17 protein-coding genes and 1 tRNA gene are annotated in these 16847 nt (G+C 63.9%); 12 read left to right on the top strand and 6 right to left on the bottom strand.

What is annotated here, in order from left to right:
- Nucleotides 1-2409 carry a phenylalanine--tRNA ligase subunit beta gene (gene pheT / locus AC3EML_RS04860; protein WP_352520643.1) on the top strand — a complete coding sequence of 803 codons (2409 nt, stop codon included), beginning with the start codon at nt 1-3 and terminating at the stop codon, nt 2407-2409.
- 160 nt (nt 2410-2569) lie between these two features.
- On the top strand, nt 2570-3172 hold the full coding sequence (locus AC3EML_RS04855; protein WP_352520644.1) for a nucleotidyltransferase family protein: 603 nt from the start codon (nt 2570-2572) through the stop codon (nt 3170-3172).
- Between the two features lie 148 nt (nt 3173-3320).
- Here AC3EML_RS04855 and AC3EML_RS04850 read toward each other — a convergent pair whose 3' ends face one another.
- Nucleotides 3321-4316, bottom strand: coding sequence for an aldo/keto reductase (locus tag AC3EML_RS04850; protein WP_352520645.1), 996 nt, complete (start codon nt 4314-4316; stop codon nt 3321-3323).
- 95 nt (nt 4317-4411) lie between these two features.
- Here AC3EML_RS04850 and AC3EML_RS04845 point away from each other — a divergent pair, with 95 nt between their 5' ends.
- From AC3EML_RS04845 to AC3EML_RS04830, 4 genes are all read left to right on the top strand, one after another.
- Complete coding sequence (locus AC3EML_RS04845) at nt 4412-5302, top strand: LysR family transcriptional regulator (RefSeq protein WP_352520646.1); 891 nt, start codon at nt 4412-4414, stop codon at nt 5300-5302.
- 150 nt (nt 5303-5452) lie between these two features.
- Nucleotides 5453-6031: a cytochrome b gene (locus AC3EML_RS04840; RefSeq protein ID WP_352520647.1), complete on the top strand. Its 579-nt coding sequence runs from the start codon at nt 5453-5455 to the stop codon at nt 6029-6031.
- A gap of 68 nt (nt 6032-6099) precedes the next feature.
- Nucleotides 6100-6675, top strand: a complete 576-nt coding sequence (locus tag AC3EML_RS04835; protein ID WP_352520648.1) for a YceI family protein — start codon at nt 6100-6102, stop codon at nt 6673-6675.
- A 78-nt stretch (nt 6676-6753) separates the two neighbouring features.
- Nucleotides 6754-7740: a Gfo/Idh/MocA family protein gene (locus tag AC3EML_RS04830; RefSeq protein ID WP_352520649.1), complete on the top strand. Its 987-nt coding sequence runs from the start codon at nt 6754-6756 to the stop codon at nt 7738-7740.
- An 85-nt stretch (nt 7741-7825) separates the two neighbouring features.
- On the opposite strand, the gene AC3EML_RS04825 is transcribed toward AC3EML_RS04830, so the two are convergent.
- Both AC3EML_RS04825 and AC3EML_RS04820 read right to left on the bottom strand, forming a co-directional pair.
- Nucleotides 7826-8683 carry an alpha/beta hydrolase gene (locus AC3EML_RS04825; protein ID WP_352520650.1) on the bottom strand — a complete coding sequence of 286 codons (858 nt, stop codon included), beginning with the start codon at nt 8681-8683 and terminating at the stop codon, nt 7826-7828.
- A 53-nt stretch (nt 8684-8736) separates the two neighbouring features.
- Entirely contained in the window at nt 8737-9102 is a 366-nt protein-coding gene (locus AC3EML_RS04820; RefSeq protein WP_352520651.1) for a VOC family protein, read from the bottom strand.
- Between the two features lie 147 nt (nt 9103-9249).
- Between AC3EML_RS04820 and AC3EML_RS04815 the strand changes: the two genes are divergently transcribed.
- Nucleotides 9250-9558: a hypothetical protein gene (locus AC3EML_RS04815; protein WP_023681378.1), complete on the top strand. Its 309-nt coding sequence runs from the start codon at nt 9250-9252 to the stop codon at nt 9556-9558.
- A 32-nt stretch (nt 9559-9590) separates the two neighbouring features.
- Nucleotides 9591-10481: a sigma-70 family RNA polymerase sigma factor gene (locus AC3EML_RS04810; protein WP_352520652.1), complete on the top strand. Its 891-nt coding sequence runs from the start codon at nt 9591-9593 to the stop codon at nt 10479-10481.
- Between the two features lie 30 nt (nt 10482-10511).
- On the opposite strand, the gene AC3EML_RS04805 is transcribed toward AC3EML_RS04810, so the two are convergent.
- A complete protein-coding gene (locus AC3EML_RS04805) occupies nt 10512-11240 on the bottom strand; it encodes a GntR family transcriptional regulator (RefSeq protein WP_031202946.1) in 729 nt (242 codons plus the stop codon).
- Nucleotides 11241-11386: 146 nt separating this feature from the next.
- On the opposite strand from AC3EML_RS04805, the gene AC3EML_RS04800 reads away from it, so the two are divergent.
- Nucleotides 11387-11983 carry an autotransporter gene (locus AC3EML_RS04800; RefSeq protein WP_352520653.1) on the top strand — a complete coding sequence of 199 codons (597 nt, stop codon included), beginning with the start codon at nt 11387-11389 and terminating at the stop codon, nt 11981-11983.
- A gap of 189 nt (nt 11984-12172) precedes the next feature.
- On the opposite strand, the gene AC3EML_RS04795 is transcribed toward AC3EML_RS04800, so the two are convergent.
- Both AC3EML_RS04795 and AC3EML_RS04790 read right to left on the bottom strand, forming a co-directional pair.
- A tRNA-Arg gene (locus tag AC3EML_RS04795) sits at nt 12173-12249 on the bottom strand.
- A 193-nt stretch (nt 12250-12442) separates the two neighbouring features.
- Nucleotides 12443-13975, bottom strand: coding sequence for an ATP-binding protein (locus AC3EML_RS04790; RefSeq protein WP_460221919.1), 1533 nt, complete (start codon nt 13973-13975; stop codon nt 12443-12445).
- Nucleotides 13976-14342: 367 nt separating this feature from the next.
- Between AC3EML_RS04790 and rpmH the strand changes: the two genes are divergently transcribed.
- From rpmH to yidC, 3 genes are read left to right on the top strand one after another with little or no spacing between them, the layout of a single operon-like run.
- Complete coding sequence (gene rpmH, locus AC3EML_RS04785) at nt 14343-14477, top strand: 50S ribosomal protein L34 (RefSeq protein WP_008833937.1); 135 nt, start codon at nt 14343-14345, stop codon at nt 14475-14477.
- Between the two features lie 16 nt (nt 14478-14493).
- Complete coding sequence (gene rnpA, locus AC3EML_RS04780) at nt 14494-14847, top strand: ribonuclease P protein component (RefSeq protein WP_023681360.1); 354 nt, start codon at nt 14494-14496, stop codon at nt 14845-14847.
- A 14-nt stretch (nt 14848-14861) separates the two neighbouring features.
- Nucleotides 14862-16676: a membrane protein insertase YidC gene (yidC, locus tag AC3EML_RS04775; protein ID WP_023681359.1), complete on the top strand. Its 1815-nt coding sequence runs from the start codon at nt 14862-14864 to the stop codon at nt 16674-16676.
- Nucleotides 16677-16847 lie beyond the last annotated feature (171 nt).

The following is a 16847-nucleotide window of genomic DNA, read 5'->3' as shown; positions in this document are numbered from 1 at the left end:
ATGAAACTCACCCTTTCCTGGCTCAAGGATCATCTCGACACCGACGCCACGCTCGACGAGATCGTCGAGAGGCTGACCTCGATCGGCCTCGAAGTCGAGCATGTCGACGACAAGGCCGGCCTGAAGCCGTTCGTCATCGCCAAGGTGCTGACGGCGGTGCAGCATCCCGACGCCGACCGGCTGCGGGTGCTGACCGTCGACACCGGCAATGGCGCAGCCCCTGTCCAGGTGGTGTGCGGTGCGCCGAATGCCCGCGCCGGCCTGATCGGCGCCTTCGCCGCGCCCGGCGCCTATGTGCCCGGTATCGACGTGACGCTGACCGTCGGCAAGATCCGCGGCGTCGAGAGCCATGGCATGATGTGTTCCGAGCGCGAGCTGGAGCTGTCGGATGAGCACAATGGCATTATCGACCTGCCGGCCGATGCGCCTGTCGGCACCAGCTTCGCGGCTTACGCGCATCTCGACGATCCGGTGATCGAGATCAATCTGACGCCGAACCGGCCGGATGCGACCAGCATTTACGGCGTCGCCCGGGACCTGGCGGCAAGCGGGCTTGGCCGGCTCAAGACCGCGCCGGTCGAAGCGGTCCTTGGCAAAGGTGAAACGCCGGTCAAGGTGACCATCGAGGCGCCGGAGCTCTGCCCCGGTTTCGCGCTGCGCCTGGTGAAAGGCGTGAAGAACGGGCCGTCGCCGAAATGGCTGCAGCAAAGGCTGATCGCCATCGGCTTGCGCCCGATCAGCGCGCTGGTCGACATCACCAACTACGTCACCTTCGACCGTGGCCGGCCGCTGCATGTGTTCGATGCCAAGAAGGTCGCCGGCAATCTCGTCGTGCGCCGCGCACGCGACGGCGAGAAGGTGCTGGCGCTCGACGGGCGCGAATACACGCTGACGCCGCAGATGTGCGTGATCGCCGATGATAATGGCGTCGAATCGATCGCCGGTGTCATGGGCGGCGAGCATTCCGGCTGCGACGAGAGCACCACGGACGTGCTGATCGAATCCGCTCTTTGGGATCCGATCACCACGGCCCGCACTGGCCGTACGCTCGGCATCATCACCGATGCCCGTTACCGTTTCGAGCGTGGCGTCGACCCAGAATTCATGGTGCCCGGCGTCGAGCTGGCGACAAAGCTTGTGCTGGAGTTCTGCGGCGGCGAGCCGACGGAAATCGAGGTCGTCGGCTACGCCGGCCATACGCCGAAGACCGTTTCCTTCCCGCTTTCGGAAGTGAAGCGGCTGACCGGCATCGAGGTGCCCAGGGCGGAGAGCCTCGACATCCTGTCGCGCCTCGGCTTCAAGCCGCAGGGCTCGGGCGATGTCGTCGATGTAGCGGTGCCGTCCTGGCGCCCGGATGTCGACGGCAAGGCCGACCTGGTCGAGGAAGTCATGCGCATCCACGGTGTCGACAACATCGCACCGCAACCGCTGGGCGCGCATGATGCGGTCAATTCCAAGATCCTGACCACGCTGCAGGTCCGCACCCGCACCGCCAAGCGCTCGCTCGCCGTGCGCGGCATGATGGAAGCCGTCACCTGGTCGTTCATCCCGGCCAGGCACGCCGAACTGTTCGGCGGTGGCCAGACGGCGCTGAAGCTCGCCAATCCGATTGCAGCCGACATGTCCGATATGCGGCCCTCGCTGTTGCCCGGCCTGATCGTCGCCGCGCAGCGCAATGCCGACAAGGGCATTGGCGATGTGGCGCTCTTCGAGGTTTCGGGCACCTATGAGGGCGACGGCCCCGACCAGCAGCGGCGCGTTGCCGCCGGCGTGCGCCGCGGCACCGCCAAGCTCGACGGCTCCGGCCGCAGTTGGGCGGGCAATTCCGGCCCGGTCGGCGTGTTCGACGCCAAGGCCGACGCGATTGCGGCGCTGGAAGCCTGCGGCGCGCCGGTCGACAGGCTGCAGATCGAGCCAGGCGGTCCGGCCTGGTATCATCCCGGCCGCTCCGGCACGATCAAGCTCGGCCCGAAGACGGTGCTCGGCACCTTCGGCGAGTTCCACCCGAAGACGCTGGAGGGGTTGGACGTTTCCGGACCGATCTGCGGTTTCGAGGTCTATATCGACGCCGTGCCCGAGCCGAAGGCCAAGCCGACGAAAACCAAGCCAAAGCTGGAGCTGTCCGCCTTCCAGGCGGTGAAGCGCGACTTTGCTTTCGTCGTCGACAAGACGGTGGAGGCCGGCGCGCTGGTGCGCGCGGCGCTCGCCGCCGACAAGAAGCTGGTCACCGGCGTTTCGGTGTTCGATGTGTTCGAGGGGGCATCTCTCGGGACCGCCAAGAAGTCGATTGCCATCGAAGTATCTATCCAGCCGGTTGAAAAGACGCTCACCGACGAGGATTTCGAGGCGCTGGCCAAGCGCATCGTCGACAATGTTGGCAAGCAAACGGGCGGCATGCTGAGAACGTAGAGCGGCTAACGCCGCCCTACGTATTTCGACTTCACGCAATTCTTAGGGAAAGCGCGTCTTAGGGAAAGCGCGGCGCGCTTTCCCAGTAAAACCGCTACACACTTTTCCTGGAATTGCTTCTGAGGATTGCCGGCAGTTGCGAATCGCTCTCCAAAGGGCGATGGACCATCTGCGCTATTCCGGTCTGCCGTTCGAAGCCCAGCGCGGAGCGTTTCTCGCCATCGTGTTGGCGGATGCGCTCGTCAGCGACGCGCTGGAGCGGGCCCGCACGCTGGCGTTGCCGGACTGGCTGGTGGTGTCCGGCGCGCTTTACAACAGCATCTGGAACCACCTGACCGGCAAGCCGCCGGGCTACGGCATCAAGGATGTCGATCTCTTCTACTTCGATGACAGCGACCTGTCCTACGAGGCCGAGGACGCGGTCATCCGCCGGGCCGCGCAGCATTTCGAGGGGCTGGCTCTGCCGGCCGAGGTGCGCAACCAGGCACGGGTGCATCTGTGGTATCCGCAGAAATTCGGCCAGCCCTGCCCGCGCTATACGAGTTCCAGCGAGTCGGTGAGCTATTTTGCTTCGAAGACGCATGCGGTCGGGGTGCGATACGATGCCGACGGGCAGCTTGAGGTCGTGGCGCCGTTCGGGCTGGATGACCTCTTCGCGTTTCGCATCACGCCCAACCGGCTGATGGATAACAGGCGCACGCATGAGGCCAAGGGGGCGAGGGCGAAGGCGTGCTGGCCGGAGATTACGGTGGTGCCTTGGTGAGACTTACCCTCCCCGTTGTGGGGAGGGTCGGCTCGCTGTCGCAGCGAGGCGGAGACAGAGAGACGGGGTGGGGGTGCGCCTCACGAGGACCCCCACCCCGATCCGCTTCGCGGATCGACCCTCCCCACAAGGGGGAGGGTAAAGGCACTCACCCATTCACCAGCGCCAACAGTTCCTCCGTATAGCGCTTACCCACCACCTTATCCGGCGACAGCGCGTCGCCAATCGCCGCCACCTCGGCCGCGCTCAGCTCGATCCCGGCCGCCGCCGTGTTCTGCTCGAGATGGCGTATCTTTCTTGCGCCGGGGATCGGCACGATGAAGTCGCCCTGGTGCAGCACCCAAGCCAGCGCCAGCTGTGCCGATGTGACGCCTTTTTCCACCGCCAGCTTTTCCAGCGTCGCAATGACCTTGGCGTTTGCCGCCATGGCGTCGGCCTGGAAACGCGGCAAGGTGCGGCGCCAGTCGTCGTCGCTGAGGGCCTCGGGCTTGGCGATGGTGCCGGTGAGCAGGCCGCGACCGAGCGGGCTGTAGGGGACGAAGCCGATGCCGAGTTCGCGGCAGACATCGAACACTTCGTCTTCGGGGTCGCGGCTCCACAGCGAGTACTCACTCTGCACGGCAGCGATCGGATGCACGGCGTGCGCCCGGCGGATGGTGGCGGCACTGACCTCCGACAGGCCCAGCCCCCGCACCTTGCCATCGCGCACCAGCTCGGCCATGGCACCGACCGTGTCCTCTATCGGCACGTCGGGATCGACGCGGTGCTGGTAGTAGAGGTCGATAACATCGGTATCGAGCCGCTTCAGCGAGGCTTCCGCCACCGCCTTGACGTGCTCCGGGCGGCTGTCGACGCCGACCATGCGTTCGAGGCCTGAGCCTTCCTCTGAAATCTTGAAGCCGAATTTGGTGGCGATCGTCACCCTGTCGCGCACCGGCTTCAACGCCTTGCCGAGAAGGATCTCGTTCTCAAAGGGACCATAGACTTCGGCGGTGTCGAAAAACGTCACGCCGATCTCGACAGCGCGGCGCAGCGTGGCGATTGCGTCAACCTCTGCCTGACCGCCATAGGCGAAGCTCATGCCCATGCAGCCGAGGCCGACGGGGAAGACTTCGAGTTCAGTACCAAGTTTGCGGGTTTTCATGGCGCGTCTCCTTGTTGCGATGAAAGGGAGATAGCGCCTGGCTTTACGTTCGATAATCGGCTGTCATTCGCACGGGCTGTTCTATAAAAAGAGCAATGAACCGAGCGCATCTTTCTCAACTGGCTGTACTGGCAACAGTCGCCCAATGCGGCAGTTTTCGTGGCGCGGCGCGCGAACTGGCCATCGCGCCCTCGGCAGTGAGCCATGCCGTTTCCAGCCTGGAGGCGCGGCTCGGCGTGCGGCTTTTGGCGCGCAGCACCCGCAGCGTAGCGCCAACGGAAGAGGGCGCGCAGTTGCTCGAACGGCTGCGGCCGGCGCTGTCCGAGATCGATCTGGCGCTGGAAACGGCGATTGAGGCGCGCGACCGGCCGGCCGGCAACCTGCGGCTGACCGTGCCGCGCACCGCGGCCCACCTGGCATTGACGCCCAGGCTCGGCGGCTTTGCCGCGGCCTATCCCGACATCGTGCTGGAAATCGTCATCGAGGATCGCTTCACCGACGTCGTCGAAGGCGGCTTCGATGCCGGCGTGCGGCTCGGTGAGAGCCTGCAGCGCGACATGATCGCGGTGCGCATCGGACCGGACCTTCGCGGCGCCGTGGTCGGCGCGCCATCCTATTTCGCGACCATGCCAAGACCTCGTCATCCGCGCGATCTTGCCGACCACCGCTGCATCCGCTTCCGTTTTTCCAGCGGCATTCTTTACCGCTGGGAATTCGAGAAGGAAGGCGAAGAGATCGAGATCGCGGCGCAAGGGCCGCTGATCCTCGACGAAGACCATCTGATCGCCCAGACGGCGGTCGACGGCGCTGGGCTCGCCTTCGTCTTCGACGATTATGTGCGCGCGCCGCTCGCCGACGGCCGCTTGATCCGCGTGCTGGAAGACTGGTGTCCGCCCTTCGACGGTTTCTTCGTCTACTACCCCAGCCGCCGCCAGATGCGCCCGGCGCTGCGGGCGTTTGTGGATTTCTTCAAGGTCGGTGCTTAGCCACCTCCCCCTTGTGGGGAGGGTCGATCCGCGTAGCGGATCGGGGTGGGGGTCTTCGTAGGGCGCTACCCCCCACCCCGTCGCTTCGCGCCGACCCTCCCCACAAGGGGGAGGGTGGAAGAAAGCCCAGCTGCCATTCGTTCACCAACCATGCCGGCATTCATCACCAACAACTCAACCCGCTACGGCTGGGCGGCGATCGTCCTCCACTGGCTGATCGGCATCCTGTTCATCGGCCAGTTCATGCTCGGCTTCATCATGGTGCGGTTGACCAGCCAGCGCACCGCCTTCGAGCTGATCCAGCTGCACAAATCCTTCGGCTTCCTGCTGCTCGGCCTCCTCATCCTGCGCATTGCCTGGCGGCTCGGCAATGCGGCCCCGGCCTTGCCGGCCTCGGTCGGAGGCCTGGAGCGTCGGACGGCGCCGCTGGCGCATCTGGCACTTTATGGCTTCCAGCTCGCGGTGCCGCTGTCCGGCTGGGCACTGGTTTCGGTGTCGATGCTGGAGATCCCCAGCATGCCGTTCAACCTTTTCGTGATGCCGAACCTGCCGCTCGGCGTGTCCGACGAGGCGGAAAACTTCTGGGCGCTAGCACACTGGTATCTCGCCTATGCCGGCATTGCCTTGGTTGCGCTGCATGCGCTGGCGGCGCTGCGGCATCATTTCTGGCTGCGCGACAGCGTGCTCACGCGCATGATCACGCCTTCGTCAGATCAGGACATGGAATAGCGCGCGCCGCGCATTCGTTCATTGGAGTGAGGGCGCAACACTTCGCCTGCCCCAGAAGGACAAAACCCATGTATGCGCGCATCTTCGGATTGGCGGCTGTTGCCGCTTGCCTTGCCATGCCTGTCTCCGCCGCTGTGGACCTCGGCGACGCCGCCGGCAGCTACACGGTCAACCCGGCCAGCTCCAGCATTCGCTTCTCCATCGGCAAGGTCGGTGGCGGCGGCCTCGACGGCGCCTTTGGCCGCTTCAAGGGCTCCATCCGCATCGACAACAGCGATGTCGGCCGTTCCGCGGTCAACTTCACCATCTATCCCGAAAGCGTCGGCACCGGCCAGGGCCGCATCGACGCCTTCCTGCGCTCCGATGCGGTGTTCGACGCCGCCAACAGCCCCGAAATCCAGTTCCGCTCGACCAGCGTAACCCGAACCAGCGACACCACGGCGCTGGTCAGCGGCCGGCTGACGGCGCGCGGCAAGACGTTTGCGGAAAAGTTCACTGCCGAGCTCGGCGGGCTGAAGGGCGGCGTCATTAAATTCCACGTCACCGGCAAGGTGCTGCGCTCCCGCTACGGCATGGATGTCGGCACGCCGATCTATTCGAATATTGTCGATTTCGACATGACGCTGACGGGCAAGCGAGGCTAGCAGGACCAGCGATCCGCATTGGCTTTTCCCGCAATTTCGGGCAAACCTCCTCGCCTGTAAATCGATAGGAGAAGCCTGATGTTCCGATGGGGTGTTTTGTCGACGGCCAAGATCGGCCGCGAGCAATTGTTGCCGGCAATCGTCGAGGCCGAGAATGGCGTTTTGTCCGCGATCGCCAGCCGCGACCTGTCGAAGGCCGAGGCCCTGGGCGAGCGGTTCGGCGCCAGGCATGCCTTTGGCTCCTATGAGGAGCTGCTGGCTTCGAAAGACGTCGACGGCGTCTACATCCCGCTGCCGACATCGCAGCATGTCGAATGGACGGCCAAGGCCATCGAAGCGGGAAAACATGTGCTGGTGGAAAAGCCGCTGGCGCTCGACGCCAAGGACATCGCGCCGCTGATCAAGCTGCGCGACCAGAAGAAGGTGCTGGTCTGCGAGGCCTTCATGGTCATCTACCACCCGCAATGGATCAAGGTGCGCGATCTCATCGCCGATGGCGCCATCGGCCGGCTGCGCCATGTGCAGGGCGCCTTCTCCTATTACAATGTCGATCCCACCAACATGCGCAACCAGCTCGATCTCGGCGGCGGCGCGCTGCCTGATATCGGCGTCTATCCGACGGTGTCGACGCGGTTTTCAACCGGCAAGGAGCCGCTCCGCGTGCAGGCGACGATCGAGCGCGACAAAAAATTCGGCACCGACATCTACTCCTCGATCCGCGTCGATTTCGGCGACTTCGAACTGTCCTTCTACCTCTCGACGCAGATGGCGGCGCGGCAGGTGATGGTGTTTCACGGGGAGAAGGGTTTCATCGAGGTGTTCTCGCCGTTCAATGCCGGGCTCTACGACCATCACCGCATCGAACTGCACAACCAGAACCATACGGAGGCGCAGGTGTTCCGCTTTCCCGGCACCCAGCAATACCGGCGCGAGGTCGAGACGTTTGCCAGGGCGGCACAGGGCGGCAAGGAGCGTGTCTTCACGCTGGAGGAGTCCGTGCTCAACCAGAAGGTCATCGACGCCATCTTCCGCGCCGGCGGCAAGGAAGGCTGGGAGGCCGTCTGATACACCAATCTTAGCCGGTAATTTCATGGGAGAAGGGCGTCCGCATTGTGCATGCGGACGCTCCTTTCCTATTGGACTGACGATCTCACGCGCCTCTGAGCGTCAGGTGCAAGGTCTCGGCGAAGCGATCGGGATAGGGCGCAAAGCCCATATGGTCGCCGGGGAAGGCGGCGCGCTTGCTGCCGAGCCTGTCGGCCAGCGCCTTGCCCATGCCGTCGATCGGCTGGCCAATGGACTCTTCGCCGATGCCGACCACGACCGGGCGGCCGCGCAACGCCTCGATATCAGGATGGTAGAGCGACAGCGGCATGACGCCATGCGCCAGCCAGTATTCGAAATTGCCGCTGACCCTGGCAAAGGTCTCGGCCTCTTCGGGCGACGGTTCGAACGAAGGCGGTCCGTCTTGCGGCTCGTGCGGTCCGGCTTCACCCTGGTCCGGCCCTTCCGACAGGCCGTTCTCGCTGAAGAATTTCTGCATCGCCGCCTCGACGCCCTGGCTGCGATAGGTGTCGTGCAGGTCGCGCATGCCGGCCAGTGACGGCGACGGGTCGTCGAGCAGCATCATGCTGGGCGGCTCATGCGCCACCAGCGCACGAACCCGGCCGGGATGGCGGGCGGCGAGGTTGAGCCCGATCTGGGCGCCGCCGCTGGTGCCGAACACATAGGCCGGTCCGGCGCCAAGCGCCTCGATCAATCGCGCGGCATCGTCGCCATGGACATCGAGGTCCTGCTCTTGCGGCTCTCCGTCGAAGGTGCTGCGCGAATTGCCGCGCGGATCATAGGCGACCACCGTGTAGCGGTCGGCGAGGTAGCCCGCGACATCGGCGAAGACGCCGGCATCCTGCGGTCCGCCGGGGATTATCAACAGTACGGGGCCGGAACCGCGCATCTCATAATAGAGGCTGGCGCCCGGTACTTTCAGCGTCGACGTTTGGGGGGTCATGTCCATCTCTCCTGTTGTTCTCATGTCAAAGTTCGGGTTTGCGCCGGGTCCGATCATTTGCCGGTCACAACCATGAGGTTGCCCTCGCTGTCGCGGAATTCGGCGACCGTGCGGCCCGGCTGCCAAGGCGCTTCCTGCGGCTCGGTGATGATTTCGACGCCGCGCGCCTTCAGGCCCGCGACCGTTGCCTCGACATCGCCATCAACGAGCACCAGCACGGGCTCAGTGCCCGGCGTGTCATCGGGGCGTTTGACGAAATGCAAATTGGTGACGGCGCCGGGAAATGTCAGCTCGATCCAGCGCCAGCCGCTGTCGCCCATCAGCTGGTCCTCCGCCACCTGGCAAGCAAGATGTCCGGTGTAGAAGGCCTTGGCGCGGTCCTGGTCGAACACCGGCAATTCGGCAAACTGGATGTGCATGATGGGTCTCTCCTGCTCCTGGACGGCTGCCGCGCAGCCGTCGACGGGAAAGACGATCCGGACGATCGAAAAGATTCGCCGGGCGACGAATCTTTTCGAGGCCGCGAAACGTCTTCTCCGTGCAGAGTTGAAAAACAGGAGACGACAATGGGCTACAATCTCATCCGCTACGGCGTGAAGGACGAAAGCATCGCCGAGAACCGTATGCTGGTTGCACAGGTGTTCGAGGCACTCGACGACACGAAGCCGCAATCCGTGCGCTACCTCGTCCTGGAACTGGAGAATGGCGAGTTCATCCATCTTGTCAGCCAGGATGGCGACGGCCTGACGGGGCTCGCAGCCTTCAAGGCCTTCAGCGCCGATCATGCCGGGCGCCGCTCGACGCCGCTTGCCAGATCGCCGGCAAAGATCGTCGGCAATTATCGTATGCTGGCCGGCGAGGTCGTGCCGGCTTGAATGCAAAGACCGGCATTTTGGGAACGGACAGGATGAACACAGCAAAACTCGACCGCGTTGCCCTGGAGGCGATGCTCGGCGCCTTGCGACCGAAGCTGCACCGCTACTGCGCCCGCATGGCCGGCTCGGTGATCGATGGCGAGGACATCGTCCAGGAGACACTGATCAAGGCACTGCAGGCCATCGACGGCGACGCCACCGTTGGGCGTCCGGAGCAATGGCTGTTCCGCATAGCCCACAATGCCGCGCAGGATTATCTGCGCCGGCGCCAGCGGGAGCAGGCGCGCATGAGCGAGACCGACATGACGACGATCGAAGACCCCTCCGCAAGCGCCGATGCGAGGCTCGCCACCGCCGCCAGCCTGCGAAGCTTCATGCAGCTGGCAACAGTGCAGCGCAGCGCCGTGATCCTTGTCGACGTGCTTGGCCTCAGCCTGCACGAAACCTGCGAAGTGTCCGGCGCGACGCTGGCCGCGACCAAGGCAGCGCTGCATCGCGGGCGGTCGCAGCTGCGCCTACTGGCGTCACAGGACGAGCAGGCGCCTGCCCCAAAACTCGACGCCGGTGACGAGCGGCGCCTGCGCCGCTATGTCGACCTGTTCAACGCGCGCGACTTCGACGCCGTGCGCGCGTTGATCGCCGAGGACATCCAGCTTGAAGTCGTCAATCGCACCCGCATGCGCGGCAAGGCGCAGGTTTCCAACTATTTCGGCAATTACGACCGTGTCCAGGATTGGGCGCTGTCGCTCGGCTTCGTCGACGGCAGGCCGGCCATCCTGATCCGCAGCCCGCAAGCGGGAGATGACGCCGTGCGCGGCTTCATGCTGGTCGACTGGCAGGATGGAAAGGTCAGCCATATCCGCGATTTCCGCTACGCGCCCTATTGCCTTGCCGATGCGGACATCCGCTTCATCGACGAGTAAGCATCGGCCAGAGAGCGCGGGCTTCGCGCCTCAGGCGAAGCTTTGCAAATTGGCGTCCTGCAGCTTGGAGCCGGCGAGCAAGGCCTCGAGCACCTGCTTCTTGAGCGACAGGCACTGCGAGCGGGCAAGCTTTGCGATGGCCGAGACTTCGGCCAGCTCGCAGGCAAGCACCAACTCCTTCTGCTGGCCGATGATCGCTTGCGTGAAGTCGCGCGATTTGAAGCCGAGATGGAGGACACGCTCCGACTGGTCGAGCGTTTGGTCGAGCAGGCGAACCAGCCGCAGATTGCCGGAGAGTTCGGCCAGGGCCAGGCGAAAGGCGCGGTCGGCCGCCAGAAAGGCGACATGGCTGCGCAGCGTCTCCGGCTTCAGCACCTTCTGCGCCGCCAGCCTGATGTCGTCGAGCCCGCGTTCGGTGAGGTTTGCCGCGGCCACCCGGAACACTTCCGGTTCGATCAGGCTGCGGAGGTCGAAGATCTCGTTGACGTCGCGCAGGCTAAGCGGTGCGATGACATAGCCGCGGCGCGGCTCGCTCTTGATCAGCCCTTCCTGCGTCAGGCGGGCCAAAGCCGAGCGGATCGTCGCCTTTCTGATCTGGTAGCGGTCGCCGATCTGCTTTTCGGTCAGGCTTTCGCCGGGTTGCAGGACGCAGGCGACGATGTCGCTCTTCAGCTGCTCATAAGCTTCCTCGCTGCGCAATATGTCGGCGGTCGACGGCGCCTTGACGGCGGACGGTGACACTGATTTCGGAGGAGCCATATCTGCCTGCCCGTGTGGTCTGCCCGCGTGGTCTGCCCGCGTAGTCTGCTTGCCCGTTCGACCATCCGGTTGACGGGTCTGCCGGCATTCGCTAGCCTGAGCATCTCAGTTGTATTGGTTGAGCTTGCCAATGGAGATGACGACAAATGTCTCTTGCCGCCAACTCGCCTCTCTACGCCGTAACCGCCGATATCGTCAACGCAGCCAAAGGTGCTCATGCATTCGAACGGGTCAAGGCGGTGCTGCGCGAACACACCGATCGCTTCCATGCATCAGGCGTGCTCGCGCATGAGGAAGACGACGATGAGGTGCTGCTGCATGCCAGCCCTGACTTGACCATCTACCACATCACGCTGTCGCCCGGCCTGCAGTACCCGCCGCACAACCATCTGATGGATGCGCTGATCGGCATCTACAAGGGCAGCGAGACCAACTTCATCTATCCCGTCGACGGCAGCGAGATCGATGCGCCGGAACGCCACGACATCGCGGCGCCCGCGGTGGTGCATATGAACCCGGATACGGTGCATGCGGTCGCCAACACCGGCAGCGCCCGCTCGGGCGCACTGCATGTCTATCTCGGCAATCTGACGGAGACCCACCGCCACATGTGGAGCCCGGACAGCAACCAGGCAGAGCCGTTCGACAATATGCGGTATCTGGCTGGTGCGAGGCCGATCCGGGATAGGCGGAATAACGGTCGCCGCATACCGGCCCATTTCAAGAACACCGCAGCGCGTTGATTGGCGCAGTTAGTGCGGCAGGCTGATGCTGGCGACTGGGGTAATACATGAAGAAGCCTGGAATAGGCGGCGTCCAGTTCCCCAGCACTCGAATGAGGCGGTGCTCGGCAACCTGTTCCGCGACCTGCTCTTCATATGTGAGGCCAAGACCGGCTAGCGGATCGCAGGAAATCACAGTTTCGGCGGAAATGGCGCGCCCGAAGAGATTCGAACTCCTGACCCCCAGATTCGTAGTCTGGTGCTCTATCCAGCTGAGCTACGGGCGCGCAACAGGCCATGCTTTACATAGCCCCGCTAACCGATCCTGACGACCGGCCGCGACAAGACGTGTTCCCTAGCGACTGAATTTCCGAAAAGCAAGCCAATCCGGCAAAAGTTTTGTCGCAGCTGCTTCGACGGTCCGATCAAGGGGTGCTGAGATTCAGCTAAGTCCGGCTTCGGCTGAATATCAAATACAGCTCAGGCCGGGCGGCGCAGGCCGCTGCGGGCCTGGTCGAGGCGGACCGGCTGGTCGGGGATGGTGACGGCGAAGGTGGTGCGTCCGCCGATCAATTCGACCAGCTCCACCGTGCCGCCATGGGCGCGGATCAGTTCATGCGCGATGGCCAGGCCAAGGCCGGTGCCGCCGCTGCGGGCCGAGCCGCGAAACGCCGCGAACAGGTTTTCTCGCGCCTTCGCCGGCAGGCCGGGACCGGTGTCGGTGACAATGATGCGGCTTACGCTGCCTATGCGCTCGGCCGATACGGCGAGCCGGCGCACCAGCGCGCTCTCGGCGTCGGCCGCCATCGCCTGGACCGCGTTGCGACACAGATTGGTGAGCACGCGAAACAGCTGGTCGGAATCGGCATCGACCTCGAAGGCGAGCTCGACGGCATTGACGAACTCGATGCCATCTTCGATGTCGAGCAGGCCGTGGACGTCGTCGACCAGCTGGCGCAGCCGCAAGCGGCGGCGTGAGGGCGCCGGCTCCTGCGTGCGGCCATAGTGGAGCACGCCTTCGGAATAGGAGACGGCTCGGTCGAGCGCGCGCAACAGCTTTGGCGCGAAGGCCTGCACCGTCGGGTCCTTGACCAGGCGCAGGCGGTCCGACATCAGCTGCGCCGAGGCCAGGATGTTGCGCATGTCGTGGTTGATCTTGGAGACGGCGAGGCCAAGGTCGGCAAGGTGCTTCTGCTCCGACAGCATCTTTTGCAGCCGTTCCTGCATCTGCGACAGTTCGCGCTCCGCAACGCCGATCTCGTCGGCACGGGCGGCCGGGTGGATGATGCGCCCTGGATCGTCGGGCGCCTCGGAAAAGGACAGCATCGAGCGCGTCATGGTGCGGATCGGGCCGATCATGATCAGGTCGATCGCGGCATAGACCAGCATTGCGGTGAACAGCGAGATCAGCAGCGAGACGAAGGCGACGTTGCGCGAATAGCGCAGCATGGCGTTGCGCAGGGAATAGTCGGGCATGATCAGCTCGAATTCCTTGTCGCTGTCGCCGACGGGGCCGAACACCCGCAGCATGCGCTTGCCGCCGAAGAACAGCGTATCCAGCGCCCCGGTCATGCCCTTGATCATGCCGACATTGGCGATGTCGATATGCTCGTCGACCTGCGGCGGCATCTCGGCCACCACCAGCAGGCGCGATACGCCGCCGTCGCGCACCGCGATCGCCTTGGCGCCGATTGCCATCAGCACGTCGTTCTGGGCGGCGCGGGAGAGCGAATTGGGCTCGCCCTGCACCAGCACGATCGACACCGCGGCAGCGGTGCTTAGCCGCTCCTTCAGCCAGGCCAGGCGGTAGCTGGCGATCCAGGGCAGGAAAATGAGGACTTCGGCCAGGAGCACGAAGACAATGGTGAGCAAGAGCAGCTTGGTCGACAGGCCGCGCGCCAAGGGCACTGAACGATTGGGCACCGAACGGCTCGCAACCGGGCGAACGGTCGCCGGGCTGGCATCGGCTGTCGCCGGGCCGCTCCCTTCATCCGCTGATGCAACTTCGCTCATTAAGGCCTGTCTTCACAAACGCTTGATCGGTTGAGATTAGGTGATTGCGGCTTTTTTGCCAATTTCATCCTTCGTTGGACGATGGTGCCAGCAATAAAGATAGCCTCGAACTGGGTGTTCGCGCCGCGACGAACGGGGTGTCGCGTCGTGACGAACTGGCAGTTCGCACTGCGACGAACTGGCGTTCGCGCTGCGACGAACTCATAGTTCGCGCTGGATTGACTCCCAAAACCCTTCTTTCTATAAGCCGCTCACGCTCGGGCCATTCGTCCCGGCGCGGTTTCGATCGCGCCAATGCCGGCCCGGCAAAGCTCCTGTTACACAGTGACAGAATCAAGAAGGGCCGCACCCCGCGGTATTAAAACAAATGAAGCGTACCTACCAACCGTCCAAACTCGTCCGCAAACGCCGGCACGGTTTCCGTGCTCGCATGGCCACCAAGGGTGGTCGCGGCGTCGTCGCAGCTCGCCGCAACCGCGGCCGCAAGCGGCTCAGCGCCTGAACGGAAGACGAGATCGTTGCCCGCAACCGGCAAGCCAGTGGGACCAAACCCCAAGCGGCTTCTGAAACGTGCGGAATTCCTGGCCGTCCGCCGCGGTGAAAAGCGGCGCGGGCGGCTTTTTCTCGTTGAAGTTCTCGACCGCAAAGACGGTCTGCCGCCGCGCGTCGGCTTCACCGTCACCAAGAAGGTCGGCAATGCGGTTGTGCGCAACCGCGTCAGGCGGCGGCTGAAAGAAGCCGTGCGCACCCATGCCGCAAGTGACATGGCGCCCGGCAATGACTATGTCATTGTCGGGCGTGAAGACGTGCTCACCATTCCGTTCGGCCACTTGAAGGCCGAACTCTCCCGCCGTCTCAGCGGAACACGATAGGCCAAGGGCTTTCGATGGAAAATAACCGGAACTTCTACATCACCATCGTCTTGTCGGTGCTGATCCTCGGGCTGTGGCAATATTTCTATGTGCTGCCGCGGAGCGAACAGCAGCGCGAGGCGGCCCGCATCGAAGAGCAGCGGGCGGCGGAGCAGAAGAAGGCGGCCGAGGCCGCCAATCCCGGCGGCACGCCGGCGCCCGCGGCGCCCGGCGCCATTCCAAACGCGCCCGGCACCTATGTCACGACGCCGGAAGGCCGCGCGCAGGAAGTGGCCAAGACGGCCCGCGTCAACATCGACACGCCGAGCCTGTCGGGCTCGATCAACCTCACCGGCGCCCGCCTCGACGACCTAAAGCTCAAGCACTACACCGAGACGGTCGACAAGACATCGCCGCAGATCCAGCTGCTCAATCCGCAGGCGCTGCCCACCGGCTATTATGCCGAGATCGGCTTTGTCGGCAGCGACACGACCGGCACTGTGCCGGGCCCGGAAACGGTCTGGAGCGTCGACGGCAATGCGACGCTGACGCCGGCGACGCCAGTGACGCTGACCTTCACCAACGACAAGGGCCTGACCTTCAAGCGCACGATCTCCGTCGACGGCGACTACATGTTCACCGTTTCCGATGCGGTGCAGAATTCAGGCTCGACCCCCGTCACGCTGTCCAATTACGGCCGCGTCATCCGTTTCGACAAGCCGGCCGTCGCCAGCTCCTATGTGCTGCATGAAGGCCTGATCGGCGTCACGGGAACCGAAGGCCTGCAGGAGCACAAATACGCCGACATCGAGAAGAACAAGCTCTATACGCCGAGCAAATCGACCGATGGCTGGCTTGGCATCACCGACAAATATTGGGCGGTCACCCTGGTGCCGACCGAGAAGCAGCCCTTCCAGCCGCACTATGCCTATTACGACAATGGCCGCCCGCGCTACCAGTCGGACTTCCTCACCGACCCGATCACCATTGCCGCCGGCCAGTCGGCGACGGTCGAGACCGAGATCTTCGCCGGCGCCAAGGAAGTCAACAAGATCAACGCCTACGCCCAGGATCGCCAGATCAGGCTGTTCGACCGGCTGATCGATTGGGGATGGTTCATCTGGATCACCAAGCCGATGTTCTACCTGATCGACACGCTGTACAAATTCTTCGGCAATTTCGGTCTGGCCATCCTTGCCACCACCGTCGTCGTCAAAACCCTCTTCTTCCCGCTCGCCAACAAATCCTATGCGTCGATGGCGAACATGAAGAAGGTGCAGCCCAAGATGCTCGAGATCCGCGAGAAATACGCGGACGACAAGATGAAGCAGCAACAGGCGATGATGGAGCTGTACAAGACCGAGAAGATCAATCCGCTCGCCGGCTGCTGGCCGGTGGCGCTGCAGATCCCGGTGTTCTTCTCGCTCTACAAGGTGCTCTACATCACCATCGAGATGCGGCACGCGCCGTTCTTCGGCTGGGTCCAGGATCTGGCCGCGCCCGATCCGACCTCGGTCTTCAACCTGTTCGGCCTGCTGCCCTTCGCGCCGCCGGCATTCCTGCCGCATATGGGCGCCTGGGCGGTGGTCATGGGCATCACCATGTTCCTGCAGATGCGCATGAACCCGACGCCGCCGGATCCGACGCAGGCGCAGATCTTCACCTGGATGCCGGTGATCTTCACCTTCATGATGGGCAGCTTCCCGGCCGGCCTCGTCATCTACTGGGCCTGGAACAACACGCTGTCGATCCTGCAGCAGGGCGTGATCATGAAGCGCCAGGGCGCCAAGATCGAATTGTGGGACAATCTGACGGCATTGTTCCGAAAGAAACCCTCGCCAGCTGAATAAACAGCGTGGCAATCAAAGCCCCGGCTCGTCCGGTGTTTTTGTGGACGAGGCGCGCATCACGTTCCCGTGAGGCGCGAAACTTGCGGCGTGCAACCGGCGTGGCTGCTGCTTGTACCGCCAAGGCCGATCAACACCGATCAGCTCTAATCCGAAGACCGCTGTTTTTGATCC

The organism is Mesorhizobium sp. P170090, from assembly GCF_057786115.1.
Note: the sequence above shows the minus strand (reverse complement) of the source record. Positions and strands in the feature narration are given on the sequence as shown.

What these genes read in the sequence shown, in the direction of transcription:
- AC3EML_RS04830 (WP_352520649.1), top strand. Translation starts at nt 6,754, where the DNA reads ATGTTCCGATGGGGTGTTTTGTCGACGGCCAAGATCGGCCGCGAGCAA.
- AC3EML_RS04815 (WP_023681378.1), top strand. Translation starts at nt 9,250, where the DNA reads ATGGGCTACAATCTCATCCGCTACGGCGTGAAGGACGAAAGCATCGCC.
- AC3EML_RS04825 (WP_352520650.1), bottom strand. Translation starts at nt 8,683, where the DNA reads ATGACCCCCCAAACGTCGACGCTGAAAGTACCGGGCGCCAGCCTCTAT.
- AC3EML_RS04840 (WP_352520647.1), top strand. Translation starts at nt 5,453, where the DNA reads ATGCCGGCATTCATCACCAACAACTCAACCCGCTACGGCTGGGCGGCG.
- AC3EML_RS04805 (WP_031202946.1), bottom strand. Translation starts at nt 11,240, where the DNA reads ATGGCTCCTCCGAAATCAGTGTCACCGTCCGCCGTCAAGGCGCCGTCG.
- AC3EML_RS04855 (WP_352520644.1), top strand. Translation starts at nt 2,570, where the DNA reads ATGGACCATCTGCGCTATTCCGGTCTGCCGTTCGAAGCCCAGCGCGGA.
- AC3EML_RS04835 (WP_352520648.1), top strand. Translation starts at nt 6,100, where the DNA reads ATGTATGCGCGCATCTTCGGATTGGCGGCTGTTGCCGCTTGCCTTGCC.
- AC3EML_RS04790 (WP_460221919.1), bottom strand. Translation starts at nt 13,975, where the DNA reads ATGAGCGAAGTTGCATCAGCGGATGAAGGGAGCGGCCCGGCGACAGCC.
- rpmH (WP_008833937.1), top strand. Translation starts at nt 14,343, where the DNA reads ATGAAGCGTACCTACCAACCGTCCAAACTCGTCCGCAAACGCCGGCAC.
- AC3EML_RS04810 (WP_352520652.1), top strand. Translation starts at nt 9,591, where the DNA reads ATGAACACAGCAAAACTCGACCGCGTTGCCCTGGAGGCGATGCTCGGC.
- AC3EML_RS04845 (WP_352520646.1), top strand. Translation starts at nt 4,412, where the DNA reads ATGAACCGAGCGCATCTTTCTCAACTGGCTGTACTGGCAACAGTCGCC.
- AC3EML_RS04800 (WP_352520653.1), top strand. Translation starts at nt 11,387, where the DNA reads ATGTCTCTTGCCGCCAACTCGCCTCTCTACGCCGTAACCGCCGATATC.
- AC3EML_RS04820 (WP_352520651.1), bottom strand. Translation starts at nt 9,102, where the DNA reads ATGCACATCCAGTTTGCCGAATTGCCGGTGTTCGACCAGGACCGCGCC.
- yidC (WP_023681359.1), top strand. Translation starts at nt 14,862, where the DNA reads ATGGAAAATAACCGGAACTTCTACATCACCATCGTCTTGTCGGTGCTG.
- AC3EML_RS04850 (WP_352520645.1), bottom strand. Translation starts at nt 4,316, where the DNA reads ATGAAAACCCGCAAACTTGGTACTGAACTCGAAGTCTTCCCCGTCGGC.
- pheT (WP_352520643.1), top strand. Translation starts at nt 1, where the DNA reads ATGAAACTCACCCTTTCCTGGCTCAAGGATCATCTCGACACCGACGCC.